A 26,597-nucleotide genomic window follows, 5' to 3' on the forward strand; every position below is an offset into this window, starting at 1 on the left:
CTAACAGGTTTCGCCGGAAATTGTTTGAGAATTGAGGGGAAACAGAAATGAACCAAGCCTTAATCCAATTAAAGGGAATTGTGAAAACCTTCCCCGGTGTAATAGCAAATGACCATGTCGATCTCGATATTAACCCAGGAGAAATTCATGCCATATTAGGAGAAAATGGATCAGGGAAAAGCACGCTAATGTCCGTATTAGCAGGGCTTTACAAGCCGGATGGAGGCAAGATCCTAATCAATGGGGTAGAACAGAGATTTCGTTCCCCTAGAGATGCTATAGCCAGTGGTATTGGTATGGTCCATCAGCACTTTAAGTTAGTAGAGCCGTTTACAGTGGCAGAAAATATTACACTAGGTGAAAAAGGGAATTCCTTTTTCCTTTCAAATAAAGAACTAAAAGCAACAATTAGTGAACTTGGTAAAAAATATGGTCTAGAGATTAATTTGAACGCAAAAGTTTGGCAGTTGTCTGTAGGAGAGAAACAGCGAGTTGAAATCGTTCGTATGCTCTATCGGGGTTCTAAAGTCTTGATACTGGATGAACCAACGGCAGTGCTTACTCCTCAGGAAGCTGGAGAACTATTTGATAATTTGCGTAGAATGGCGTCAGTTGGATGTGCTGTAGTTCTTATAACTCATAAGTTAAATGAAGTTGAAGCGATTGCAGATCGAGTTACCGTGTTGCGACAGGGAAAGTTAGCTGGTGTACTGGAACGTGGCCAAATTAACGCCAAAGAAATGGTAAACATGATGGTCGGTAGGGCGGTGGCCTCGAAGTATGATAGAGACTCTTCTCCTGTGGGTGGGGTCGTACTGGAACTAGATAAGGTAAATGCCTTCAATGATATGGGGCTTCCCTGTTTGCGTGAGATGTCACTTAGTGTAAGAGAGGGAGAAATTCTCGGTTTGGCTGGTGTGTCAGGTAACGGACAACGGGAAATGGCTGAAGTCATCGCTGGTTTACGCCGAGTTGAGAGTGGGAAAGTCCTTTTAAACAACGGGAATATAAGCAATCTCTCCCCCCGCACAATCATTGACCTAGGGGTTGCTTATGTCCCTGAAGATCGTTTGGGTATGGGGTTAGTGCCTGAACTAAATGCCCTTGAGAACCTTATTTTGAAAAACTATCATCAGCCTGAGTACTCTGGACGTTGGCTGTTGAAATCCAAGGCTGTAGAGCGTAATGCTGAGACTCTAGTTCAACAATACCAAGTTAAGATTTCAAGCTTACGCCAACCTGTTAAGGTGCTGTCAGGCGGTAACCTGCAAAAGCTTCTCTTAGCCAGGGAAATCTCCAGCTCGCCCAAGTTAATGGTCGTCATATATCCGGCACGTGGATTGGATATCGGGGCGACTGAGGCGGTGCATAAATTGCTTTTGGAACTGAAGACACGCAAGACGGCGATTCTACTGATTTCTGAGGATCTTGATGAAATATTTAAATTAGCTGATCGAGTTGGGGTAGTGTTTGACGGTCAGCTAACAGGGGATTTTCCAGTTGAAGAAGCTGACTTGGAAGAAATAGGGCTTTTGATGACAGGTTCCCGATCAACCAGAGAAAGGGTGAAGGACGATGAACCGGCTCACATTTAAATTGGAAAAACGCCTAGCCCCATCGCCGGTGATGGTTTTCATCATCCCTTTGATTTCCGTGTTATTGGCTCTGTTGTTGGGAGGGATCTTCCTAGTTCTTACCGGAGAAGAACCGTTGACTATATATTTGCTTATGTTTGAAGACAGCTTGGGCTCAAAGTATGGACTAACCGAGACTATGGTTAAGGCTATTCCGCTGATGTTAACCTCTTTAGGGGTTTCCTTGGCCTTTAAAATGAAGCTATGGAACATTGGCGCAGAAGGTCAATTCTACATGGGGGCTATGGCAGCGACATGGCTGCCCCTCACATACCCCTCCCTGCCAGTCTACTTTATGCTGCCGGGAATGATTATGCTTGGTATGATCGCTGGCGGACTGTGGGCCCTTCTAACCGCTATTCCCAGAGCGATTTGGAAGGTCAATGAAATTATTACGACCCTGATGCTCAATTACGTAGCAATCCTGTGGGTGGACTTTTTGGTCTACGGTCCATGGAGAGACCCGGATGGATCTAATTTTCCAATAACCGCATCGTTTTCGGAGGCTGCACGATTGCCTGGTCTGGGCGATTCTCGTATTCATACCGGGTTGTTTTTTGCTTTAGCCTTGGCAGTTATCCTAGCAGTCGTTTTCAAGTATTCTCGTTGGGGATACAGCATCAATGTTATTGGTTCCAGTGAACGAGCCGCGCGTTATGCCGGCATGAGTATCAAACGTAATATTCTGTTGGTGATGTTCTTAAGTGGAGCAATTTCAGGGTTAGCGGGTATGGCTGAAGTCAGTGGCATTATTGGTAAGCTGCAACATGGAATTAGTCCGGGGTATGGATATACGGCCATAATTATTGCCTGGCTCAGTAAACTTAACCCCGTGGCCATCCTCATAGTCTCAGTGCTGTTTGGAGCACTGCAAGTGGGAGGATACGCAGTGCAAGTAGAGGGTGTGCCTGCCGCCGTAGCGACAATGCTCCAGGGATCGATCCTTTTCTTCGTCCTCGGAGGGGAAATTCTTACGAACTACCGAGTGAAACTGTTCGGCCAGAAAGGAGAGGAATTGAGCAAGTGAGCATTCAAGAATTCTTGATCCCTTTATTGGCAGCTGCAGTGATTGCCGGGACACCAATCCTCTATGCTGCCTTGGGCGAACTCATCACTGAACGAGCTGGAATTATCAATCTGGGTGTTGAAGGTATTATGCTGGTGGGAGCAGTGGCAGGGTTTATGGTGGCAGTAACCACAGGCAACCCTTGGTTTGGTGTGCTAGCCTCTATGCTGGCTGGCGGAGCGGTGGCTCTCATTCACGCTTTCCTAACCATTACACTGCGAGCGAATCAAGTCGTCAGTGGTTTGGCTTTAACAATTTTCGGTACTGGGTTTAGCGGTTACTTAGGTAAGGCATATATCGGAATTCCAGTAGAGAAACCCTTTACAGCGATGCCCTTAGGTCCCTTGGCAGATATACCGTTCATTGGCCCCATATTCTTTCAACATGATGCCTTAGTGTATATCAGCTATTTGCTGGTGCTGCTGATCTGGTACTACATGTATCACACCAGACCGGGATTAAACCTTAGAGCTTTAGGGGAAAATCCAGCAGCAATGGACGCCCTTGGTTTAAACGTATTTTACCTAAGATATATCTACGTTGTGGCAGGCGGAGCCTTAGGGGGAATCGGGGGAGCCTACTTATCCCTCGCCTATGCCCCTAGTTGGTTGGAAAATATGACGGCAGGACGAGGCTGGATTGCAGTAGCTCTGGTTATCTTTGCTCTATGGAATCCTTGGCGAGCGTTGATGGGTGCCTACTTGTTTGGTGGGATTGATGCCCTTGGATTCCGACTGCAAGTCTTGGGCATTCAAATGTCGCCCTTTTTCTTAAAGATGCTGCCCTACTTGTTTACAGTTCTAATCTTAGTCTTTGTGGTTGCACGCCAGAAAGGACGCTTGTCTGAGCCTGGTGCGTTAGGTCTACCCTATGACCGAGAAGAGAGGTAGTTCTTTAATATGGATTAGAAAGTGAAGTTAACCAAAGAGACACGCCTACGAGTATTTGCGATACTCATAGGCGTGTTTTTGCTCTACTATCAGAAAGCATTTCACCCATGTCATCCTGAGCGCAGCGAAGGATCTTACGCAGCGAGGGATACAGATCCTTCAGTCGTGCCTCCTTCAGGATGACATAGCGGTTGAGTTGCTTTCATAGCAACGAAAAGACTATTCACTTAGATTCTACACGGGTAGAAGCTTGTAGGGGAAGAGGATTCTCGGAAGATTGGAGGATGTTAGCACTTCTAAGGGCAAAGACAACAACCTTTCTCAGGATTCTCTCATTAGTAGAAGATGGGTGGAGGAGTTTCATCCTGTCCAAATAGTGCTGAGCTGTTTTGGGGATCGGTCGGAATAATTCTAATGCCATTCCTTTGATAAGTTTGCTTCGATTTCCCTTTGCGAGTCCCTTTAAGCCCTTCAAGGCCCTGACTAGGCTAACATCAACCTCGGTTAATTCTGTACCAAAGGGGAATTGTGGAAAGAGTCCTTGAGACTGATAGGGCTTAAGGAGGGTGGAAATTTTTTCCGGTGTGTTATTCCTATACTCTTCCGGAATTTCATAATCTAAGGGAAGTTTTCCTGCCTTCTTGGCCTGTTCAACTAACTGAGGTTGGAACCTAGAATCAGCAATATTGATCATTTCGGCGATAACTTCTTGTTCTGGTTTGCTTCGAATGTCAGCGATCCCATATTCCGTAACCACGATATCTCTCATATGTTTAGGGATAGAACAATGGCCATAGCTAAAGACTATATTGGACTTAAGACTTTTACCTGAACCCTTTGTGCTTTTGATCATGATAATAATCCTAGCATCGGGAAGGACATGTCCCATAGCCACAAAGTTATATTGTCCACCAATTCCGCTGACAACTAGTCCATTCTCGAGTTGATCTGATGCAATTGCTCCAAAGACCGTGGCTACCATGCCAGTATTTACAAAGCGGGCATTCTTCCTTTGTAGGGTTCGTAATTCCTCTCCACCGTAAAGTTGATTGACTGTCTCGACACCGGACATTGCAAAAAGTTGTCGTTCCTCTTCGCTCATATCGTTAAGGGCTTGATAGAAGGATTTAGGACCCAAGAAGAATGCTCCCAGTATCACTGTGCCCTTGAGAAGTTCCTTTCCAAGTAGTTTTCTAATCTCTTGTCTGTTTTTCTCCTTATTCATATCGGCAGAATAGCGATTCTCTCCGTCGATAATGGTATAGTCTTCATAGGATAGGCCTTTTTTTAGGATTCCGAATTCAGTGAGAAATGCGAAGTCCTTGGCCTTTAGTTTTCTATGCACAGCCTTCATCTCAAGGAGTTGGTCTATGATGTCAGGTGGAATGTTATCAGGAGCGAGCTTCCCAGAATTGATTAATTTCATAAGGGGGATGCTGTCAAAAACTTTCCGTTTGAGGATCTTGCTCTTGTACATCTGCATAAAGGCATCAACAAACATCTCTGAAGAACCATAAAGCCCCTTTTCGAATCGACCTGTATCTCCCCAGTTTAAGATTAAATTCTTATAGCGTTTTTTTATACCGGATTTTTCTAGAATTTCTTGATATAAAGCATTATGTTCATTGCGCATTATGAGTCCCGAAACAATTGCATCACCGAGAGCACCAATCCCCACCTGGATTGTGCCACCGTCTTTGATTAAAGGGCTTACATTGATACCAATCATATGGTCGGATAGGGAAACGGAATCTTTAGGAGGACAGAAAAGCTCATAGTCAAATTGAGGGCCCTTTAGAATCATATCGTAGTTTTCAGCTTCCACGACTGCATCTCCATACATAAAGGGCAGCTTTTTGTTTGCTTCCCCTATGACAAGAACCTTTTCACCCTTGGCCTTTTTCTCATTAAATAACCGTATAGTTTCCAGGCAGATATCCGGATTACAGGCCATTGAATACTTGATTTTGCCATCAATTTCTCGATAACTAATAAGCTCACCGAAGACGTTCGCTCCAAGGGCTATAGCATCTCGAACGACATGAGTGTAGTGCGAAGACAAATGATGCTGCTGAGCTTCAGGATTATTTAGAATAGAACCTGCCTTAGAGTAGAATTCAAAGACTTCGACATTTTTAGGAAGGGTGCCTGCTCTAAAATCAAGCATATAGTCAAATTCGGGAACGCCAGCAAAAACTTTATCGACAATAGGTTGCATTAAGCGACGTTCGAGTTCAGAGCTGCCTTTAGGTATTTCTAGAGAAAGAGCGGTAATAATTTTAAGTTTGATTTCGGGATCCTTTTTTGCGCGACTGTAAAGCTCGTTGATAAAAAGTACTGGTTTACCTAGGGCAAGGGTCATAGCATAGGTTATATCCTTCCCTATGTAGCTAATAACATCGTCGACACATTTTTTTACATCGTCATAGATCATTCCCGAGTTTTCCTTCATTTGAATAGCCACCTACCATTTCCGACAAGTTACAGAAAATGAGAGTATCTCAGACTAATTACCTTCTGTTTAGGCATGTATTAACTGAATGACAATTCATTAATGTAAATTTTATCATACTTCTAGGTAGAATGTAATAGGAATAATCGAAATTGTTTATAAATTTATATTATTCCAACTTAAATCCTCATCAATTTTTATTATAAAATGATACACATATAGATAAATGAGTAAAGATAAGTAAATTTACACATACTAAGAAATTATTGCATTTTTATAGAATTGATACTATAATTATGGAAGAATTTAGAGCAATGAAGCTTTCTAGGGATTTTTATCTTCTCTTTGAAGCTTTTTTTTTTAGGAAGGGGTGAATCGTTACAACTCCTATGAGACTTAAATTGGTTAAAGTTTAGGGTATTAAGGTGAGGACATATATATTTGAATTTCCAGACAGGATGGAGTTGTAGATCGTTGAGTTCAAATTATAATGGAGTCTTCAAACAAATTATGGTCTTGATTTCTGCCCTGGTGGGGGCATTACTAGTAGGTGCTTTATTTCTACTCTTAGCCAAGTCGGATCCAGTTAAAGCTTATGGAGTGATGTTTTCAGGCCCCTTTAGTGATAAATTTGGAATCACTGAGACCTTAGTGCGAGCAGTTCCTTTGCTCTTAGTGGGATTAGGAATTGTCATTTCCTTCCGTAGCGGAATTATCAACATTGGTGCTGAAGGACAGATTTTAGCAGGGGCTATAGGGGCAACTGCTGTTGCCACTTCTTTGCCGGATCTTCCGGCAGTCATGCTCCTTCCCTTGGTATTTTTGGCAGGAGCGACTTGTGGGGGGCTTTGGGGTGGTATTGCCGGGTGGCTGAAGGCACGACTTTCTGTAAATGAAATACTCAGTACGGTAATGCTCAATCAAATTGCTCTACAGATATATTTGTTTCTAATACGTGGACCGTTAATTGACCCAAAAGAGGTCTCTTACGGTACAGGCGTACCCCAAACAGCGTTGATCCCTGAACATATCTGGTTGAGCAAACTTATACCCGGGACTAGGATTCACTCAGGTTTAATTTTCGCGCTCTTGTTGGCTGTTTTGGTGTATGTGTTTTTATGGAAAACAAGTAGTGGATATCGGATGAGGGCTGTTGGTGCAGGACCTGAGGCTGCCAGGTATGCTGGCATTAGAGTAGAATGGTACTTAGTTTTAGCCATGGCCTTAGCCGGAGGGATGGCTGGACTTGCTGGTGTGGTTGAAGTAGCAGGAGTCCATCATCGATCTTTGGAAGGATTATCTGCGGGGTACGGATTTAGTGGCATCGTTGCTGCACTTTTCGGTCGTTTGCATCCGCTAGGTACTATACCAGCCTCAGTGCTATTTGGTGCCTTACTTGTAGGAGCAGACATGATGCAAAGGGCTGTTAACATTCCAGCGGCAATGATCATGGTAATCCAAGGGCTGGTGGTTTTATTTGTGGTATCAAGTGATTACTTCTTACAGAACCCAGACTTCGGAGCCCGAATAAAGGCTAAGTTGTTTGGGGAAAAAGCTGACGGGGAAGGTGGCAAGTAAATGGATGGAGTCATGAGTTCTGATATTATTGTCATCATTCTAGCCACTGGAGTCCGTCTCGCCACCCCGTTTCTTTTAGCAGCCTTGGGGGAGATGTTTGTCCAGCGCTCGGGTGTTTATAACCTAGGAGTGGAAGGAATCATGATGATGGGCGCTTTCGCGGGCTTTTATGCGACTCTCCAACTAGGAACCCCTCTCTTAGGCATAGCAATAAGCCTAGCTATAGGAGCCTTAATGGGCTTAATCATGGCCGTAGTCAGCGTGACCTTCAAAGCAGAACAAGGAATTAGTGGGATAGGACTTTATATGTTTGGCTGGGGACTGTCTGGTTTACTTTTCCGTCTTTATGTAGGAGGGGTTACATCGATCGATGGATTAAAACCAATAGCTATTCCACTGCTGAGTAACATTCCAATCATTGGTCCAGTACTCTTTAATCACAATGTGTTGGTTTATACAGCGTTTCTATTGGTACCATTGTCCGGATTGATACTTTATAAAACGAGTTGGGGTCTCAATGTTCGAGCAGTAGGCAATAAACCGGAAGCAGCTGATACCTTGGGAGTAAGTGTAGTAAGAATCCGATATGAGTGTCTGATTTTAGGAGGTATGTTAGCGGCCCTGGCCGGAGCTTTCTTAACCATTGGCCAAGCCAATATGTACGCTGATAATATTACTGCTGGCAGAGGTTTTATTGCTATCGCCTTAGTTTATTTCGGACGGTGGAGTCCCTGGGGCATTCTGCTAGGTTCACTCCTGTTTAGTATGGCGGATTCCTTTCAGAGTATGGTGCAAGTCTTGGGGATCAATTTCCCCTATGAGTTGGCAGTAATATTACCTTATTTGGTAACGATCATTGCTCTAGCAATTTCCTATGGACGCGTTTGGGCACCGGCAGCACTTGGAAAACCCTTCCAACGCGGTACCAGAGGTTAATTATAAAAATAAAGGAGGAGAAAATTATGAAAAAGAACGTTTTATCTGTAATTCTAGCCGTCCTAACATTGTTGGCCTTTACTGGATGTGGAACTAAGCCAACAGCCGAACCAGCCCCTCAAAAAACGGATGTGGAAAAAATTCGCATCGCTTTGGTACTTCCTGCTACTGTTGATGATATGGCTTGGGGCCAATCCATGGTAGATGGTTTAAAAGAAGTGCAAAAAAGCATGGGTGAAGACAAAGTAGAGGTTGCCATCAGTGAAAAACTGGGTAATGCAGTCGATGCAGGCTCAGCCATTCGTCAGTATGCAACGCAGGGGTATGAAATAATTTTTGCTCATGGTTCCCAATATCAAAGTGTATTAAATGACATAGCAAAAGATTTCCCAGAAACAACGTTTGCCTATGGAACTGGCTTTGCGACTCAACCAAATATCTTTGCCTATGATCCTCAAGCTCAAGAAGGTGGATACCTGCTAGGTATTTTAGCTGCTCATATGACTAAATCGGGGGTCGTTGGCATTATCGGCCCGGTGGAATCCGGTGATGCAGTAAAGTATAACTATGGGGTACAGCAGGGCGTAGCAAAGGGTAAGGCAGATGTACAGACACGCATTGCCTATACTGGCTCCTTCAACGATATTGTAGGGGCAGGTAATCTTGCCAAAACTCAGATGAGTGCCGGTGCAGATATTCTCACAGGTTCATCCCAGCAAGCCGTAGGAGCAGTTAGAGCAATTGGAGAAACCGAAGGAAATTACTGGCTTTCAACGGATATGGACCAAAGTAGCATTGCACCGAACCATGTTTTAGCTTCCCAAGTATATCACTGGGAAAAAGTCGTAACTAAAATTATTGAATTGAGAAAACAAGGGACTTTAGGCGGTCAGCACTTAACATTGACCTTGGCTGATGGAACTATTGAGTTCAAGTACAATGAAAAATTGGCGGATAAAGTACCTGCAGAGGTTAAAGCAGCTGTAGAAGCGGCTAAACAGGAGATCATAAGCGGCAAATTAAAGGTGGAATTACCTAAGAAATAACGGGTGAGTATTGATGGGAGAAACGATTGAACACCTGGAAATGCGTGGAATTACTAAACGCTTTCCTGGTGTCCTAAGCAATAACAAGGTCAATATCCAATTAAAAACCGGCGAAGTACTGGCGATCTTAGGTGAAAATGGTGCAGGGAAAACCACTCTGATGAATGTCCTTTACGGACTTTATCAACCCGATGCAGGTAAGATTTTGCTAAACGGTAAATCTGTTAGGATAAACTCCCCTAGCGAAGCTATTGAACTAGGAATTGGTATGGTGCATCAGCATTTTATGTTGGTGCCCACCCTTACCGTATGTGAAAATGTAATTTTAGGACTATCTAAGAATTTTTTTATGGATCTAAAAACAGCCGCCAAACGAATAAAAGAGATTACAGACACTTATGGCTTGGCGATTAATCCAGATGCATATGTTTGGCAGTTAAGTGTAGGAGAACAGCAGCGTGTAGAGATTGTCAAAGCGCTTTACCGTGGCGCCAACCTGCTAATTCTAGATGAGCCCACTGCAGTATTGACTCCCCAAGAAGCCAATGACCTGATCCAATTACTTAAGAACATGTCTGAAAAAGGAAACTCGATCATCTTAATTAGTCATAAGCTTAATGAGGTAATGGCTGTAAGTGATAGAGTCACTGTACTACGGGACGGTGAGGTGTGTGCCGATGTTAACACTCGGGAGACCTCTCAGGAAGAACTGGCAAGGCTGATGGTAGGAAGAGATATGGCTCCCTGTCGAAGGGAAGGAGCTTTTTCGCCCGGCAAGCCTGTCTTAGAACTTCAAGACGTGTTTGCCAAGGGGGATAAGGGTACAGACGCCTTGGCGGGAGTTTCTCTCAGGATCAGAGAAGGGGAGATTCTGGGGATAGCTGGGGTTTCCGGGAATGGACAAAAAGAACTTGCAGAAGTTATTGCTGGTCTAAGAAAAACAAGTCGCGGAAAAATATTGTTAAACGGTAAAGAAAGCACTCAAATGTCGCCCTCTAAAATTATCGAGCAGGGTTTGGGGTATATCCCGGAGGATCGGATACATGTAGGGACGATTCCTTCGTTTAGTATTTGGGAAAATCTTATCTTAAAGGACCATCACCAACCGCCCTTTACCAAGCATTTCCTACTCCAAAACCGAATGATAATGTCCCACAGCTCATCCCAAGTGGAAAAGTACGGTATCAAAACTCCCACCCTCGAAACCCCTACAGGAAGACTATCCGGTGGAAACATCCAGCGGGTTGTATTAGCTAGGGAAATAACACGTAAGCCTGTGGCCCTGGTAGCTGCATATCCTACTCGAGGACTAGACATTGGAGCAACGGAATATTTGCATAGTAAACTCCTAGAGGCTCGCAGCAACGGTATAGGAATCTTGTTAATCTCAGAGGATCTAGAAGAATTAACCAACGTATGTGATCACATAGCAGTTCTTTACGAGGGAAGGATTATGAAGGTCATACCAGTTGAAGAAGCGGACGAACGTATACTGGGTCTATTGATGGCAGGGATTGCGGAAGAGGCTCAGGTACAGGCGTAACTATTATCTAAGTAGCAGTAAAACAACTCCCTCAAAAGTACCTATGGTGCTCTGAGAGAGTTGTTTTTTTAAAAATAGGGAGCTTTTTGTCAAATCTTGTGTAGAAGATGAGATTGAAAGGCCTCCAACTTAAAGGTGTTGGACTCCGAAATGATATTTCCCATGCTATCCGTTAACTTAACCTGAATATCTAAAGCTCCAGCCTTAAGATTTAAGCGTTCGGGAAGATTGGCAGTTATATAGGTGGGATTTTCAAAATCTGTTTTAACTAGTTGGCCGTTGACATAAACTTTATGATCATGAATGAAATTTTCCCCTTGTATCCCAATAACCGACGATTGAGGGGGAGTAGCATTGAGAATGAGAGCTCGACCATCCCCTAAAACGTACTCATTATTCGCTTGTGGTTTGTGATCTGGCTTTGACTGGTAAGCATACTCGTTTCCAAAAAGAAGATCATATTGAAGTAATTGATACTGAAGGACTTGTTCAGCGGAAATGTGCTCCCTCTGTCGATGATGTTCACTAATGACAACACTCGAACCCTTTTGAGTAAGAGAATGCAGGAAGTCTGTTGTAGGACTACCTGATTTTTTGGCACGTTCCAAAATATATGCGCTTAGAAAATTCGAGGATAGACGAAGTTCTTCCTTGGTATTTGAATAGTTATCCCATACCACAAAGGGGACACTATACATATTCAGATAATCTTGGTAATCGAGTTCATCTTGGAAGAAATTTGCTTCTTTATAAACGTCAAAGTTTGCCCCTAGCATAGGTAAGTGATCTCCAAAGAAAATTACGATGGAGGGTTCATCCGACTGCTCTAACCCTTCAATTAATAGTTTAAGAGACTGATCCACATCGGAAACAATTTGAGTGTAGTTTTCTAAAATAGCCTTGGACGCCGGACTTATGTTACCATTGACTTCAATTAAGTTATCAGGGTTTTCTTCTGTAGAGTAAGGTCCATGGGCCTGCATCGATACTGCATAAACAAAGTCGGGTTTCTCTGTTCGCTTTACCTCTTCAAGGATTCTCTGAGAAAGTTCTGTGTCGCGAATATACTGACCGTTATACTCCGGATGATCAAAGAATTCTTTGCTAATGAACTTATCAAAGGCCAGGTTTTTATAAACGTTATTACGGCCATAAAACCAGTTATCATAGGTGTGAATAGCCGTTGACTCGTACCCTTGTTTTTTCAAGATAGCTGGTAGTCCTTCAGTAGGCTTACGAACATATTCAACATAAGGAATCACACCTTTAGGGAGGAATTGAGTTGATAATCCTGTTATTACTTCGAATTCAGTGTTAGCTGTTCCGCCCCCATACACAGGAGAAAGCATCACTCCATTAGTTTGTTCTTTCTGTAGAGATCGAAAGTAGGGGATGGGGTCTGCGCTAAATGAAACTTCTTCTAGCAGAGTAGGATCCCAAAAAGCTTCACTCATGACGAAGATAATGTTTGGCTTAAAATTTGGATCGACAGCATAAGCTGGCGTTGAATCCTTCACGATTTTTTGAACGAACTCCTGGTCGTAATTGTTCGGTTCATCAACGGATAGATAGGTTGTATTAAGGATAAAGCCTAGCAGCATTCCATTTTCCTCATAATTTAGTTTTTGGCTCCAATTAATTTGCTGAAGCGAAAACGTCTTTTCAAGTGATAAGATGTTTGTAGAAAAAGAGAGGAGCACGGCTAAAGAGATCGAAAATGCTGCAAGTTTTCCTCGCCAATTAAAGGTTTCCTTAGGAATCAAAGGAATGGATAGTAAAAGAACGAATGTTATCACACAAATATATAGAAAGGGAATGAATTCAATAGTACCAGAAAATTCTTTAGATATATTCAAAGCCTCTTGGCCAAGGATAAAGTCCCAAGGCAAAAGGGGTTCTCCCCTCAAAACTAGTTTTTGTCTGCTTATAAGCCCTATAAAAGATAAAAGAGATACGAATAAGATCCCTATAGCAATATAGAGTCTCCGTTTTAAGATATAAAAAAGATTCATAACCCCAAACATCAAGACATAGCTAAGTAAGAATTGTTTTGAGTATTGTGTAAACCACGCAAGGGTACTTGATAAATTACCCCTATAAACTGACTCTAAGGCCAATAGCATAAATAAGGGTAGACAAGTGATTAAACTCAGATTAAGCAGTCTATTTTGTCGTCTAAAGTCGGGAACATTATTCGAAATCCGCTGAAGTATCATTGGCCCTCCCGTTGCTGAGTTTCTATAACTACTGCTAGAATGATTAATTGTTATTCCTAAGGACAAGCGAACTTATTATAGTATAACAAGTATATGTGTTAAATAGAGGGACGAAATGTTAAGAATTTATTAAGGCTCTTAGATAATTATATACACTTTTTGGAAATATCACCAGATGGGTGTTATATTCCTTTTCATTTGGTACAATGAAGATGAAAGTCTAACGAATAATTAAACGATGAACATTTGTTGATAAGATATGGTATAGTGCGAGGTATGATTGGAATTAATGATTGAAGCACAGAAGGCAAGGGAACTCTGGTGAGTCTATTGCTTTCTTAGATAAGGTGGTTTAACTATGACGTACAAACATCGGATACTGATCCTTGATGACGAGGATGAGCTGCGATCCGTCATCAGCAAACGATTAAGCCGTAAAGGGTATGAGGTTCTTGAGACAGGCACAATTCAAGAGGGTCTTGCACTTTTGAGGGCAAATCTTTTTGATGGGATTCTATTAGATTTAAAGTTGCCTGATGGCAATGGACTTGACTTATTAGAAAAAATTAAAGGGCAGCAACCAGACGTACAAATTATTATGCTAACTGGACATGGAACCATTGAATCTGCTATAGAGGCAATGAAATTAGGTGCATTTGATTACCTGACGAAACCTTGTAATTTGTCCGAGCTGGAAATAACCCTGCAAAAAGCCTGTGATCAGCGAAAATTGATGATCGAAAACAAGGGTCTTCGAGAAGTTCTCAGTAGGCAAACCTCAGAGTTAGAGATTATTGGGGAAAGCCCTTTGCTAAAAAATCTTTTGACTATTACCAAGAAAGTTGCTCAATCTGATGAATCCGTTCTAATCCGTGGAGAAAGTGGGAGCGGTAAAGAACTCATTGCTCGGGCAGTGCATCTTTGGAGTCCACGTTCCGACGGCGCCTATATCCCCATAAACTGTGGAGCCATCCCCGAAACTCTTATTGAAAGTGAACTTTTTGGTCATGAAAAAGGTTCATTTACTGGTGCTGGAAGTAAAAAAATAGGTCTAGTAGAAATGGCGAATCAAGGTACTCTATTTTTAGATGAGATCGGAGAAATGCCTTTATCGGTTCAGGTAAAACTTTTGCGTTTTTTAGAAACTGGAGAATTTAGGCGTGTTGGGGATAATCGACTTCGTCAGGTTAATGTTCGAATTGTTGCTGCTACCAATCGTGATTTACAAAATGAAATGAATCTAGATCGATTTCGACAGGATTTATTCTATCGGCTAAATGCTATTTCTTTAGATGTGCCGTCCCTACGGCAACGTAAAAGTGATATTCTTCTGCTGGCGGAGTATTTTCTGAAGATATCCCCAGTAAATCAAGAAGATGGGTTTAGAGTTAACTATGTACTTTCTGAAGAGTCTAAGAAAAGGTTGTTAGACTATGATTTTCCTGGCAATATCCGTGAACTTTCCCATTTAATTAAACGTGGTCAGATTTTGGCTACGGGTGATGTGATTCAGCCTCAGGATATTTGGCCAGAGGAATATAGAGGAGATGTAAGCCAAGAAAGTAAGCAGATCCAGCAGGAAAACGAATATGACACGGAATTCATACAAAGGTATGCACTAGTACAAAGAGAACTGGGTTATCCAAGTCTTGAAGAGGTTGAAAGACTCTATATTCTTTCAACTCTGAAATTTGCTGAGGGAAATAGATCTCAAGCTGCCAAGCTACTAGGCATCAGTGTAAGAAATCTCTATCGTAAAATAGAATCCTATGGTAATAATGTCATGACATAGTGTCATGACATTATGTCATTGTGACAAAATGTCATGAACAAAAAAGAAGTGAAATGTAATGAAAAATGTAAGTAAAGCATAATAATATGCTCAATGGACCCAGACTGATCTGGAAAGAATTTAAAAAATTTCAGTAATCCTCAACTCATGAAACGTTCAGGCTAGGCAGGTTTCCTACTTAAATTATTTCTTGTCAAGGCAGCTAAATAAACACAGAAAGGAAAACTATTTAAATTCCTAATAGGTGCTATGTAAAATTGGTATAAGAATTGCATTTAGTTTTAGTGAAACAAATTACAACGCCAATCTGGTGAAGAAAGAGGGTGTTTATGAAACAACATGTGAAGCCAGTAACAAAAGAAACATTTAATTTTAAGGAGGTAAAAAATGTCTAATTCTACATCTGATAACACCAAAAGCAAGTATTCTTTCTTGTTAAAGTTCGAAGATTATTGGGCGATTTGGCTTGGAGCTATCATTCTTATTTTTAGTATGTTCTTGTTTTTTGCTAATCCCCCCGCCAATATGGATAAGATAATTGCAGACAGCAATGCAACAATGCAAGCAGAAGCGGAAAGAGCACCGTTCAAAACCATCGCTTGGATTGAAGCCAGTGATAAAAAGGCAGGTCTAAAGGGCACCAGCGCCTCTGCAGCAAAATCAGTATCCAAATACTTTGCTACCCCTGGAACATGGAGCAGCGATAATCCATTGAAATCATTTTACCTTAGTTCAAGTGACGCAAAAGCTAAAAGTGAAGCTTCTGCAGCAAAATATGAAAAAGCAAAAGCAGCTGCAAGCGAGGCAAAAGCTTTAGCAGTTCAGGCAGAAAAAGCAGCCGAAGCGGCAGGTTTTCAGGATTCTGCGTTAAACCAAGAAGCAAAAACTCAAATTGCAGCTTGGCAAAAAGCAAAAGCTGATGCCTCAAAAGCTAAAACTTCGGCAGAAACGAAACCCTATAATCGTGTAAGCACTATGATTCCCTTAATGATTGTTTTAGCTCTCATGTTTGGCGTAGGAAAACGTTTTATGGGTGAATCCATGGGGAAATTCTTAATGGCTTTCCCTGCTGTATTTATCGTCGCAGCTCTGGCTTTCTTCTTAGGAGGGCACGAATTTGCAAAAGCGTGGGGCTTGGAATACGTAATGTGGGCCATTCTCCTGGGATTCTTGATAAGTAACACCATTGGCACACCGAAGTGGATTATGCCAGCGGTGCAAACAGAATACTATATTAAAACAGGTCTTGTACTTCTCGGTGCCACCATTTTGATCAATAAAATGATGATTATCGGTATCCCGGGTGTGTTTGTAACATGGGTAGTAACTCCTATTGTTTTAATCACTACGTTTTGGTTTGGACAAAAAATTCTTAAAATGCCTTCTCCTACCTTAAATATGGTTATTTCCGCAGATATGTCTGTAAGTGGTGTTTCGGCTGCTATTTCAGCTGCTGCCGCTTGTAGAGCGAAGAAGGAAGAACTTACTTTAGCAGTGGGTATCTCTATTACGTTTACAGCTATAATGATGGTTGCCATGCCGTTGATGATTAAGGCCCTAGGCTTAAACCCGGTCCTTGGCGGAGCTTGGATTGGTGGAACAGTTGACTCTACCGGAGCGGTTGTAGCCGCAGGTGAAATTCTTGGTCCGGTTGCCAGAGACGTGGCTGCCACCATCAAAATGATCCAAAATATCATGATTGGTCTAATGGCTTTCTGTATCGCGGCTTACTGGGCATTAAAGGTTGATGTAGACAGCTCCAAAGCAGATTTGAAAGTTTCAAGTGCAATGCGTGAAATCTGGAATCGCTTTCCTAAGTTCGTCCTTGGTTTCCTTGGCGCCTCCGTCGTTTTCACCTTAATCTATTCAGGAATGGGTACTGACGGTGCAAATGTGCTAATTGATAACGGGACTAGCAAATTTTTGGGAAGTCTCCAAAAATGGTTCTTTGCTTTAGCCTTTGCTAGTATTGGTTTATCTACGAATTTCCGTGAACTCGCCAAGTATTTCAAAGGAGGCAAGCCAGCAATACTTTATGTATGCGGTCAATCCTTTAACATTGCGTTAACCTTTACAATGGCGTATATTATGTTCATGAAGGTTTTCCCTGGAATTACGGCATCATTAATGCAGTAAGAGCAGATCTTATGCAGGAGGTTTAAAATGGTTGCAATAAGAGAGTTCTTATCTATACCGGGGAAGGGATTTAAAATCAGTAAATCTATTTCCTTGGTATTGAGCCTAGTGACTTTGTATTTATTTGTTTCGGTTGGTTTACCGTTTTTATCAAATGTGTCGGGATTTTCTAAGGAACATCAATTAATCATTGATGAGAAAATTGAAGCAGGTGCATGGTTCTATATTTTCGTTGAACAAATTAGAGATATCGAACCACGAGTTACGAATAGCCTAAAGTATACTCCGGGAATGCTGAAAGATGGTCAGTAAAGCTTAAGCTATTACAGGTACTAAAGCCCCCCATTTTAACAAGTGGGGGGCATCCGTAAACTTTAGTGGAGTAATTCCTCCCTTAAGCTTCGATGACCAACTAACGAGTTTACTAAATAAGAACTCTCCTAAGATTCTGGGAGAGTTCTTTTATGAAGAAGGGATAATTATGACAAATCAGGAACAACCGCTTACAGACGAAAATTACAAGAGCATCTTGGCTTATGAGACTAGTATGGCACAAATCATAACCGCAAGGGTTTTGGAAAAACCAGAGCTATCTGCTTGGATGATTCTTTTCCCTATACTTTTTGTTCCATATATGCAGCGTCATTCCAGATATAAAGAATCAACAAAAGGTTTTGTAGCAGGCTTTCTATATACCAAAAAGATTGCCTTAGATGTTGCTTATAAATTATATAAAAACGAAATTTCCTGTGAAGAAGCGGAAGGAATTATCGCAGAATCTGTGCGTAAGAATCCCAAGGCTGAGGAACTAATTTCCAACATCTATCATCAGCAAATAAAAGAAATAGACTTACTGTGTGATCACTATCTGGCATTATTAGCTACAGAAGAAGATAAATATGACCAGATGGTCCGCAGCCACTATGAAAGCGAAGACAATTATCTGAGTTTTGTGATCCGCCTAGCCCAGATGGAGAAAGAAGTTAACCGAGCAGCTTCAGCAACCTTTAAAGAGGATGAAGTAGAAGTGCCGAGGATTATGAATAAAATGGAGACTAAACTCTTGGAATTAAGAACCCAAGAAGCAAAGCAAATTTTCAATAGATCAGAACGTTAAAACGTCATTGCTATGGAACAGCTTAAGCAATATGTCATCCTGAAGGAGGAACGACTGAAGGATCTAGATCCTTCGCTATCGCTCAGGATGACAGGAACGTTTATCGTGATGCGGGTAACGAATGGAAATTCTGAGTACAGCGAAGAATCTTATTTACCTAAGTTTTGGAGCAGAGCGGGATTAGATTCTTCACTACGTTCAGAATGGCAACACTTAGTTTCATAAGGATGGTTCAGTACTAAAGGACCGAGACCCAGATGAGATTTTCTTGATAAAGAAAAAGAGAGTAAGCTTCCTCGCAATGATTTATTGAGAGGAAGCTTACTCTTTTTAGTAGTTTAAAGATAGCGGTTTTTCTCGACCTGATTGACTACAGCCTTTTGAGGAAAGGTTGAATTAAGCAGGTTATTGTTTCTCAAGGCGAAAACAACGAGTTTTCGCAGGACTCTTTCTTGGATAGACGATGGATTGTGAAGGTTTAATCTCTCCAGATAGGGATAAGATGATTCGGGCATTGATCTGAAGAACTCTTGTAGCAACCCTGTAGCCATTTTCAGGGGATTGCCACTTGAAAGCCTCTTCAAACCTTTTAAGGATCCCCCTAGAGCTATTTCAGTTTCCGTCAAATCTGTTCCGAAGGGAAAAGGTTGGAAGACTCCGTGGGTTTGATAGGGCTTAAGTAGAGCAGTAATCCTTTCTGGATAATTATTTCGGTACTCCTCTGGAATTTCATAATCTAGAGGTATTTTACCTGCTTTTTTTGCCTGATCTAGGAGCTGCTTTTGAAATCGAGAATCAGCAACATTGATTAATTCTGCGATAACTTGTTTTTCTGGTTTGCTTCGGACATCGGCAATCCCATACTCAGTAACAATGATATCCCTTAGATGTTTGGGTACGGAGCAATGACCATAGCTAAAAACGATGTTAGACTTAAGATTCTTACCAGAACCTTTCGTGCTTTTAACCATTATAATAACTCGGGCATCTGGCAGCGCGTGCCCCATAGCTACGAAATTATATTGTCCGCCAATTCCGCTGATAACCCGACCATCCTCAAGCTGATCCGAAGCAATGGAGCCTAGTAAACTTGCAACCATCCCGGTATTAACAAATCTTGCGTCTTTTCGTTGCAGAGCCCTTAGTTCTTCTCCGCCATATAGCTGATTTACCTTTTCCACTCCGGACATACCAAAGAGCTTTCGTTCTTCTTCACTCATGTCATTAAGAGCTTGATAAAAAGCCTTAGGACCGACAAAGAAAGCGCCAAGAATAACCTGACCACCTAGCAATTCTTTGCCAAGCAATTTTCGTATTTCCAGAAGATTTTGTTCATGACTCATATCAGCAGAATACTTAGTCTCTCCATCCCGAATGAGACCTGATTCGTATGAAAGACCCTTTTTTAGGATTCCAAACTCAGTAAGAAACGTAAAGTCTTCGTCGGTCAGTTTAGAGTGTATGGCTTTCATTTCAATAAGTTGATCTATAATATCGATTGGAATGCTATCTGGCGCAAGTCTTCCTTCATTAATGAGTTTCATAAGGGGGATGCTTTCAAATACTTTTCTTTTGAGAATTTTACTTTTATACATTTGCATAAAAGCATCTACAAACATTTCGGAGGAACCGTAGAGTCCTTTCTCAAAAACGCCAGTATCTCCCCATTCGTTGATTAATTTTTCATATCGTTTTATAAGGCCGGATTTTGCCAAGACCTCTTGATATAAGTCATTATGATCGTTACGCAAAATAAGTCCGGATACAATGGCATCACCCAGTGCGCCAATTCCTACCTGTATTGTGCCGCCATCTTTTATCAGGGTGCTGACATTGATCCCGATCATGTGATCGGCTAGGGCGACAGGATCTTTGGGAGGACAGAACAGTTCATAGTCGTATTTTGGTCCCTGGAGAATAATGTCATAAGTATCCGCTTCAACAACGGCATCTCCATACATAAAGGGCATATTCTTGTTTGCTTCTCCTATAATAGCAACCTTTTTTCCCTTGGCTCTTAACTCTTTCATGTTTTTTACTGCTTCAAGACAGACATCAGGATTACAACTCATAGAGTACATGGTTTTTCCGTTGATTTCCCGATAACCAATCAATTGACCAAAAACATTAGCGCCTAAGGCCATAGCATCACGATTAGCATGTGTGTAGTTCGTAGCCAAATGGTTCTGTTGAGCTTCGGGAAATGCAAGATATCCGCCTGCTTTACAGAAGAATTCTAGGACTTCAACATTTTTGGAGAGTTTGCCGGCTCTGAAATCAAGCATGAAATCAAATTCAGGGACACCTGCAAAAATCCTATCGGATAACGGTTCTAAAAATCGTTTTTCTAGATCGCTATGTCCTTTAGGTTTTTCAAGAGTAAGCGCAGTTATAATTCTAAGCTTTATTTCGGGATCTTCTTTGGCTCGTCGGTAAAGTTCATTGATAAAGAGAATGGGTTTCCCAAGGGCTAAAGTCATACTAAAGGTAATATCCTTGCCTACGTATTGAATAACTTCATCAACGCACTTTTTAACGTCATCATAGATAATTCCAGATCGTTCATTCATCTTACTGTCGCCTGCCATTCATAGTATTTAATGAACAAGGAAAACGCTTTCTGAATAATTGAATGAAGGTTCATTTATTAAATATTAACATATATTAGAATACATTACAATAATCAAAATTTTTATATTAGTTAAAAAACTGTAACTAATAATAGTGCAACTACTGATATTAATAGTAAGCAAGGAGTATAAGGCGTTTGAATTCGTTGATGCAATCTTCATATTCTTAAATATCCTTATTAGTTAACAGCCCAAAAAATGTTTTGTAATTCATTAAATTGAGGACAATTTACAATGCATATTGGTCCTACATATGCTAGAAAAAAAGGGAGGGCTTTGACTTGCATAACAACATAAATTCACAATGTCCTTTATTAAAAATGGGATCCTCTGGCGCAAGCGTTAAAAAATTGCAAAGTAAGTTAGCGGCTGCTGGTTTTAGTCCAGGGGGAATAGATGGAATCTTCGGTTCAAAGACAAGGGCGGCTGTCGTTGCATTTCAAAAGAGCCAGGGTCTAGCACAGGATGGAATCGTTGGTACAAAGACATGGACCGCGCTGGGTGTAAATTGTCATACACCAACCCCACCACCAGGAAATCAATGTCCAACTCTTCGACAAGGGAGTACCGGACCAGCTGTCGTAGATCTTCAGGGACGATTAAAGACACGAGGATTTTACACAGGAAATATTGATGGGATCTTTGGACCGTTAACCAGGTCAGCTGTCGTAGCATTTCAAGGGAGCATGGGTCTTGCCCAGGATGGAATTGTAGGAATAAAAACCTGGACTGCACTGGGTGTGAATTGTTATACACCAACCCCGCCCCCGCCAGTAAATCACTGTCCGACTCTCCAACAAGGGAGCACAGGCCCAGCCGTTGTACACCTTCAAGAACTCCTAAAATCAAGGGGATTCTATACGGGGAATATTGATGGGATTTTCGGACCACTGACAAGATCAGCCGTTGTTGCGTTTCAAGGTAGTATGGGTCTAGTGCAAGATGGAATCGTCGGGATTAAAACCTGGACAGCTCTAGGTGTGGATTGCCATACACCAACCCCGCCGCCAGTAAATCACTGCCCGACTCTCCAAGAGGGGAGCACAGGCCCAGCGGTCGTAAATCTACAGGAACTTTTAAGAGCAAGGGGATTCTATACGGGGAATATTGATGGGATTTTCGGACCACTAACAAGATCAGCCGTTGTAGCATTTCAAGGTAGTATGGGTCTAGTACAAGATGGAATCGTCGGGATTAAAACCTGGACTGCTCTAGGTGTGGATTGTTATACACCAACCCCGCCGCCAGTAAATCATTGCCCGACTCTCCAAGAGGGGAGCACAGGCCCAGCCGTCGTAAATCTCCAAGAACTATTAAGAGTAAGGGGATTTTACACAGGGAATATTGATGGGATTTTCGGACCACTGACGAGATCAGCCGTTGTAGCATTTCAAGGTAGCATGGGTCTAGTACAAGATGGAATCGTCGGGATTAAAACCTGGACTGCTCTAGGTGTGGATTGTTATACGCCAACCCCGCCGCCAGTAAATCACTGCCCAACTCTCCAAGAGGGAAGCACGGGCCCAGCGGTGGTAAACCTCCAAGAACTTTTAAGAATAAGAGGATACTATGCAGGGAATATCGATGGTATTTTCGGTCCTATTACAAGATCAGCCGTTGTTCATTTCCAAGGATGCATGTGCTTGGTTCAGGACGGGATCGTGGGTATTAAGACTTGGACTGCTTTAGGTGTGAATTGTTTTTAGAACCTTCATAGGAGTTAAAATTAAGCTATAAAGCAAGAACCCCCAAAACCTTACTAAAGGCTTTGGGGGTTCTTGAACGAGATTACTTATTCTGCTCGGGCTTAGAATGTAATCCTTATTTCTCTTCTCAACAAATAATTGTGTTATTGCCTAAGAGGAGAGTCTCTAATATTTGTGCACAATCACTTACTAAATCAATCATATGAACACAACCTTGTCCTTTGCCTAAAATGCTGGCCAATTCTTTCTTGGGAATCCCCCGTAAATTGATACTTACCAGGTTTGTTAGAAAAGACGTTGCCTCACGACAGATAATGTCAGGGCTTCGCAAGATAACTCCATCCGCCGATTTTACTATAGAACCATCTAATCTAAGACTTACACTAACCTCGTGGAACGAATCACTTAAGTTCCCGGTCAATAAGTATTGTCCCTCTCCCAACTCGAAGAGACTCTGGGTCTTGAAGCGCACAAACAAATTCCCAGTACGTTTGCTTTCTCCTACATGTTCGTACCAATTCTCAGTAACTCGATCCAAGTTGCTGTAATACCTGCAGGAGCCCCTATAGAATTTCGACCACTTGTTAGTGTATTCGTCCTCTGAACCATATCCTCGCTCGCTCAGAAGAAAGGTCTCGGCCTGAATAAATCCTTTGACGGTTTCGGAAAATAAAGCTACCGCAAGGGGGTCCTTGAGAAATGTTCCAACCTCTTTAAGCGATGGACCTGAGCTGAAGTAAGCTTCAGAGCCGATTAGGGGTGAAACTATATAATTGCGAGCGCTGATTGGTTCTAAAGATCTCTGTTCTTCCCACAAAGCCTCTTTAATAATAAAGGAATGAACGTCAACTAAAAGATGAGCAACAGCTTCACGATGAGTATCTACGTAACTCGTTTTCGCCTTAAGCAGCTTCTTTTCGCTGCGACGTACTTCGGTATACCAATTGCGTTGAAAAAGACTTATCATGATCCCCCTCCTGTATTTATTGGTATAATCGCACTATTCTGCACTAGGGGGGGTAAACCCTTTTGTTTATGGACTTTTTTGGCTGCCATTTCCATAGGATTGCAGGAGATTATCCAGTATACGTTTAATAAGAAAGAGGTAGTTCCCAAGTCCTGAATCTAGTGCATTGTCATAGAGAGGAGATTAGAAAAATGCGTTACGAAGGCACTGTCTATCGTCCACCTAGTGAAGCAGATAGTTTACTAATTCAAGCAACCATCGGCTGCCCCCATAATAATTGTACGTTTTGTGGTATGTATAGAAAGACAAAGTTTAGAATCCGTGCCGTATCAGAGGTTAAAGAGGACCTTCGATCAGCTCGAAAGTATTATGGCGAAAAAGTTAAGTCCATCTTTTTCCCTGATGGTAACACAATTTTAATGAAAACGGATCAGCTGGTAGAAATCCTGAACTATGCTCAAGAAATGTTTCCGCACCTAGAACGTATGACGGTCTATGGTTCAGCTAAATATCTTAAGTTAAAAACTTCTCAGGAACTTGTTCGTTTAAAGGAGGCAGGATTAACCCGTATACACTCTGGAATGGAGAGCGGAGATGACGAGGTTCTGCGAAGAATCAATAAAGGGTTTACATCCTCAGAAATGATTGAACAAGGTCTCAAGGTGAGAGGAGCAGGTATTGAACTGAGCGAATATATTCTCATTGGGGTTGGTGGACGTGAACGCACCCAAGAACATGCTATAGAGAGTGCCCGGGTACTAAATGCCTTTACCCCAGACTTTGTTAGATTGCGTACGTTTGTCCCTTGGCGAGGTACTCCTCTATATGAAGATTATCAGCGAGGACAATTTCAATTACTTAGCCCTCATGAAGCACTAAAGGAAACTCATCTCCTAATTGAAAACTTAGAAGGTCCTTTTGAACTGCTCAGTGACCATTACTTGAATTTTGCTTGGGTTAATGGAACTATACCTGAGGAGAAGCCTGAAATGTTAGAGACCCTCGAGCACCTCTTAACCCTTCCTGAAGATAGATTTAGGCAGGCAGATTCTCGAAGTCTTTAGAGGACGCCTGGACTATGAAAGTAGACATAAAAGTATTACGTTTATATTTGAAGCATGTAGTCTTGACCACGCGGTCAGGACTTTATTTTTTGTACAATCTGTTGCTTAAAAGGCTTGGAACAAATTCCATAAATAACCATATAGTATAGCGAGGGTTTTGGAGCTTTTTAACTATTAATCGAATATCAGGGAGGTGAGTCAAGTGTATTCAAGTACGGGTCCAAACCATGTGCACGGATATTGTTTTATAACGTCTGTAGATAATCAACACACTCATATGATGACTGGAACAACTAGTTTAGGAGTTATATATGGAACAACTCATGTTCACTGTTACCAGGGAACCACGACCTGCGACAGAGAGCATGTTCATTACTATTCTGGGATGACGGGTCCTGCCCTTTATTTGCCTGATGGTTCGCATGTGCATTGTCATAGAGGTGTAACAGCGATAGCGCTTCAGCATACGCACTGTTATCGTGGTAATGATTGTCCCTCTTATTGACAAGTTTTGTAATGCTAAACTATCTCTCAGTAGAAGGCCGCAGCAAGGGTGCTGCGGCTATTTAAAGGACATAAGTGTCTTAGAGGGTTTGTTTAAAAAATATAAACATAGAACTACACTGCATATTGTAATATAATTATCAAGGGGTGATTATTTTTTGTTGGATTTTCCAAACCGTACAATTTCTAAATTAACCGGAATGTTTTTAGACCGTGACTTAGAACAGGAATTTCAGGAGTCATATTTGAAGCGTTCCGAAAACCACCTCCGAAACGTTGCCCTCATTCTTGGAATTATTTTTTCTTTATATATATTCTATGATTTCTCATCAAACAGCCAGTTTATGGTATTAGTAATCATCTTATTATGCCGGTTGATATTTTTAGGGATATCAATGTTATTTTATTTTAAGCCAGACTATTTTCTTAAATCATTTGCCTTTATAAAGATTACTATTTATGAACTAGTAGCAATTGCTCTTTTCTTTATAATCGTTATAAAATATGAGGAATCTCATTTTCTGATCCAAGCTTTTTCAATGAATGTTATTGTTTTAGGGATTTTCTTTTTAGTACCTAATTTACTGCACTACAAAGTATTCCTTTCTTTTTTTGCATTAATTGGTTATCTCATTATTACCCTGACTATATATGAGCCATCACTACACGAGTTTAGCTCGGCATTTGGATATTTATCCTTAGCAATCTTTTTTAGCAGCCTATCCTCCTATAGTCTAGGAAAGTATATGAGGCTGGATTATATTAACAAACAATATTTTAAAGAGCTTTCTACGAAAGACTCGTTAACTGATACTTATAACCGCCTGAAATTCAATGAGTCCTTAAGGAGTCAAATTGAAGTAGCTAAAAGATATGGGAATTCTCTTTCCGTCATCATGTTTGATATAGACCACTTCAAGCAGTTTAACGATGAAAATGGACATATTTTCGGAGATATGGTTCTTATCAAAGTAGCCAATCTTGTAAAACAATCAGTTAGGGAAGTAGATGTCTTTGCTCGCTGGGGTGGTGAGGAGTTTGTGATTCTTTTACCTGAAACAAATTGTCAAGAGGCCTCTGCCCTCGCAGAAAGGTTAAGAAAATCAATTTATAATGAGTCAATGAGGAACGGCATGGCGCTAACCTGTAGCTTTGGCGTCACATCGTTCTCTAGTCAGGATGATGAGCATTTGATGATGGATCGGGTTGATAAGGCTCTGTACAAAGCAAAAGGGAGCGGCAGGAATATTGTTGTTGTGGTGGAAGATAACGTTAATTTGAGGTCCTTATCATGAGAAAAACCCGCTAAGAATGTTTAGC

20 protein-coding genes are annotated in these 26,597 nt (G+C 41.6%); 16 read left to right on the forward strand and 4 right to left on the reverse strand.

Annotated elements, in window-relative coordinates; translation table 11 throughout:
• Positions 1–47 precede the first annotated feature (47 nt).
• From HGJ98_RS18180 to HGJ98_RS18190, 3 genes are read left to right on the forward strand one after another with little or no spacing between them, the layout of a single operon-like run.
• Positions 48–1,595, forward strand: a complete 1,548-nt coding sequence (locus tag HGJ98_RS18180; protein WP_291353099.1) for an ABC transporter ATP-binding protein — start codon at positions 48–50, stop codon at positions 1,593–1,595.
• Positions 1,576–2,661 (forward strand): ABC transporter permease, encoded by a 1,086-nt coding sequence (locus HGJ98_RS18185; RefSeq protein WP_291353100.1) that lies wholly within the window; start codon positions 1,576–1,578, stop codon positions 2,659–2,661. Before HGJ98_RS18180 ends, HGJ98_RS18185 begins: the two co-directional genes overlap by 20 nt.
• Positions 2,658–3,590, forward strand: coding sequence for an ABC transporter permease (locus HGJ98_RS18190; RefSeq protein WP_291353101.1), 933 nt, complete (start codon positions 2,658–2,660; stop codon positions 3,588–3,590). The genes HGJ98_RS18185 and HGJ98_RS18190 overlap by 4 nt, the downstream gene beginning before the upstream one ends.
• 223 nt (positions 3,591–3,813) lie before the next feature.
• Here HGJ98_RS18190 and HGJ98_RS18195 read toward each other — a convergent pair whose 3' ends face one another.
• Positions 3,814–6,042, reverse strand: a complete 2,229-nt coding sequence (locus HGJ98_RS18195) for an acetyl-CoA hydrolase/transferase C-terminal domain-containing protein (protein WP_291353102.1) — start codon at positions 6,040–6,042, stop codon at positions 3,814–3,816.
• A 474-nt stretch (positions 6,043–6,516) separates the two neighbouring features.
• On the opposite strand from HGJ98_RS18195, the gene HGJ98_RS18200 reads away from it, so the two are divergent.
• Genes HGJ98_RS18200 through HGJ98_RS18215 form a run of 4 tightly spaced genes read left to right on the forward strand, consistent with a single transcriptional unit; the run spans position 6,517 to position 11,145 of the window.
• Positions 6,517–7,620: an ABC transporter permease gene (locus tag HGJ98_RS18200; RefSeq protein WP_291353103.1), complete on the forward strand. Its 1,104-nt coding sequence runs from the start codon at positions 6,517–6,519 to the stop codon at positions 7,618–7,620.
• Positions 7,621–8,556: an ABC transporter permease gene (locus HGJ98_RS18205; protein WP_291353104.1), complete on the forward strand. Its 936-nt coding sequence runs from the start codon at positions 7,621–7,623 to the stop codon at positions 8,554–8,556. It abuts the gene before it with no gap.
• A 26-nt stretch (positions 8,557–8,582) separates the two neighbouring features.
• Entirely contained in the window at positions 8,583–9,602 is a 1,020-nt protein-coding gene (locus tag HGJ98_RS18210) for a BMP family protein (RefSeq protein WP_291353105.1), read from the forward strand.
• Between the two features lie 13 nt (positions 9,603–9,615).
• Positions 9,616–11,145, forward strand: a complete 1,530-nt coding sequence (locus tag HGJ98_RS18215; RefSeq protein WP_291353106.1) for an ABC transporter ATP-binding protein — start codon at positions 9,616–9,618, stop codon at positions 11,143–11,145.
• Between the two features lie 89 nt (positions 11,146–11,234).
• Here the strand turns inward: HGJ98_RS18215 and HGJ98_RS18220 are convergent, their stop codons facing one another.
• Positions 11,235–13,034 carry an LTA synthase family protein gene (locus HGJ98_RS18220; RefSeq protein ID WP_367142743.1) on the reverse strand — a complete coding sequence of 600 codons (1,800 nt, stop codon included), beginning with the start codon at positions 13,032–13,034 and terminating at the stop codon, positions 11,235–11,237.
• A gap of 685 nt (positions 13,035–13,719) precedes the next feature.
• Here HGJ98_RS18220 and HGJ98_RS18225 point away from each other — a divergent pair.
• From HGJ98_RS18225 to HGJ98_RS18245, 5 genes are all read left to right on the forward strand, one after another.
• Complete coding sequence (locus HGJ98_RS18225) at positions 13,720–15,153, forward strand: sigma-54 dependent transcriptional regulator (protein WP_291353108.1); 1,434 nt, start codon at positions 13,720–13,722, stop codon at positions 15,151–15,153.
• A gap of 387 nt (positions 15,154–15,540) precedes the next feature.
• Positions 15,541–17,289, forward strand: a complete 1,749-nt coding sequence (locus HGJ98_RS18230; RefSeq protein WP_291353109.1) for a putative sulfate exporter family transporter — start codon at positions 15,541–15,543, stop codon at positions 17,287–17,289.
• Between the two features lie 27 nt (positions 17,290–17,316).
• Positions 17,317–17,601 (forward strand): hypothetical protein, encoded by a 285-nt coding sequence (locus HGJ98_RS18235; protein WP_291353110.1) that lies wholly within the window; start codon positions 17,317–17,319, stop codon positions 17,599–17,601.
• A gap of 169 nt (positions 17,602–17,770) precedes the next feature.
• A complete protein-coding gene (locus tag HGJ98_RS18240; RefSeq protein WP_291353111.1) occupies positions 17,771–18,406 on the forward strand; it encodes an NF038143 family protein in 636 nt (211 codons plus the stop codon).
• Between the two features lie 12 nt (positions 18,407–18,418).
• On the forward strand, positions 18,419–18,631 hold the full coding sequence (locus tag HGJ98_RS18245; protein ID WP_291353112.1) for a hypothetical protein: 213 nt from the start codon (positions 18,419–18,421) through the stop codon (positions 18,629–18,631).
• 113 nt (positions 18,632–18,744) lie between these two features.
• Here the strand turns inward: HGJ98_RS18245 and HGJ98_RS18250 are convergent, their stop codons facing one another.
• A complete protein-coding gene (locus HGJ98_RS18250) occupies positions 18,745–20,976 on the reverse strand; it encodes an acetyl-CoA hydrolase/transferase C-terminal domain-containing protein (RefSeq protein WP_291353113.1) in 2,232 nt (743 codons plus the stop codon).
• 341 nt (positions 20,977–21,317) lie between these two features.
• Here HGJ98_RS18250 and HGJ98_RS18255 point away from each other — a divergent pair, with 341 nt between their 5' ends.
• Positions 21,318–22,742 carry a peptidoglycan-binding protein gene (locus tag HGJ98_RS18255; RefSeq protein WP_291353114.1) on the forward strand — a complete coding sequence of 475 codons (1,425 nt, stop codon included), beginning with the start codon at positions 21,318–21,320 and terminating at the stop codon, positions 22,740–22,742.
• Between the two features lie 127 nt (positions 22,743–22,869).
• On the opposite strand, the gene HGJ98_RS18260 is transcribed toward HGJ98_RS18255, so the two are convergent.
• Positions 22,870–23,709: a DUF2889 domain-containing protein gene (locus tag HGJ98_RS18260; protein WP_291353115.1), complete on the reverse strand. Its 840-nt coding sequence runs from the start codon at positions 23,707–23,709 to the stop codon at positions 22,870–22,872.
• A gap of 191 nt (positions 23,710–23,900) precedes the next feature.
• Here HGJ98_RS18260 and HGJ98_RS18265 point away from each other — a divergent pair, with 191 nt between their 5' ends.
• From HGJ98_RS18265 to HGJ98_RS18275, 3 genes are all read left to right on the forward strand, one after another.
• Positions 23,901–24,773, forward strand: a complete 873-nt coding sequence (locus HGJ98_RS18265; protein WP_291353116.1) for a radical SAM protein — start codon at positions 23,901–23,903, stop codon at positions 24,771–24,773.
• Positions 24,774–24,975: 202 nt separating this feature from the next.
• Positions 24,976–25,278, forward strand: a complete 303-nt coding sequence (locus HGJ98_RS18270) for a YmaF family protein (protein ID WP_291353117.1) — start codon at positions 24,976–24,978, stop codon at positions 25,276–25,278.
• Between the two features lie 157 nt (positions 25,279–25,435).
• Positions 25,436–26,572 carry a GGDEF domain-containing protein gene (locus tag HGJ98_RS18275; protein WP_291353118.1) on the forward strand — a complete coding sequence of 379 codons (1,137 nt, stop codon included), beginning with the start codon at positions 25,436–25,438 and terminating at the stop codon, positions 26,570–26,572.
• Positions 26,573–26,597: the final 25 nt, after the last annotated feature.

This window comes from Desulfosporosinus sp. (genome assembly GCF_014237355.1).
Classification (GTDB): Bacteria; Bacillota; Desulfitobacteriia; order Desulfitobacteriales; family Desulfitobacteriaceae; genus Desulfosporosinus.

Bases quoted from the DNA above. Each gene is read 5' to 3' on its own strand.
- HGJ98_RS18230 (WP_291353109.1), top strand. From the start codon at position 15,541: ATGTCTAATTCTACATCTGATAACACCAAAAGCAAGTATTCTTTCTTG.
- HGJ98_RS18195 (WP_291353102.1), bottom strand. From the start codon at position 6,042: ATGAAGGAAAACTCGGGAATGATCTATGACGATGTAAAAAAATGTGTC.
- HGJ98_RS18185 (WP_291353100.1), top strand. From the start codon at position 1,576: ATGAACCGGCTCACATTTAAATTGGAAAAACGCCTAGCCCCATCGCCG.
- HGJ98_RS18210 (WP_291353105.1), top strand. From the start codon at position 8,583: ATGAAAAAGAACGTTTTATCTGTAATTCTAGCCGTCCTAACATTGTTG.
- HGJ98_RS18215 (WP_291353106.1), top strand. From the start codon at position 9,616: ATGGGAGAAACGATTGAACACCTGGAAATGCGTGGAATTACTAAACGC.
- HGJ98_RS18235 (WP_291353110.1), top strand. From the start codon at position 17,317: ATGGTTGCAATAAGAGAGTTCTTATCTATACCGGGGAAGGGATTTAAA.
- HGJ98_RS18240 (WP_291353111.1), top strand. From the start codon at position 17,771: ATGACAAATCAGGAACAACCGCTTACAGACGAAAATTACAAGAGCATC.
- HGJ98_RS18205 (WP_291353104.1), top strand. From the start codon at position 7,621: ATGGATGGAGTCATGAGTTCTGATATTATTGTCATCATTCTAGCCACT.
- HGJ98_RS18265 (WP_291353116.1), top strand. From the start codon at position 23,901: ATGCGTTACGAAGGCACTGTCTATCGTCCACCTAGTGAAGCAGATAGT.
- HGJ98_RS18180 (WP_291353099.1), top strand. From the start codon at position 48: ATGAACCAAGCCTTAATCCAATTAAAGGGAATTGTGAAAACCTTCCCC.
- HGJ98_RS18250 (WP_291353113.1), bottom strand. From the start codon at position 20,976: ATGAATGAACGATCTGGAATTATCTATGATGACGTTAAAAAGTGCGTT.
- HGJ98_RS18245 (WP_291353112.1), top strand. From the start codon at position 18,419: ATGGAACAGCTTAAGCAATATGTCATCCTGAAGGAGGAACGACTGAAG.
- HGJ98_RS18260 (WP_291353115.1), bottom strand. From the start codon at position 23,709: ATGATAAGTCTTTTTCAACGCAATTGGTATACCGAAGTACGTCGCAGC.
- HGJ98_RS18225 (WP_291353108.1), top strand. From the start codon at position 13,720: ATGACGTACAAACATCGGATACTGATCCTTGATGACGAGGATGAGCTG.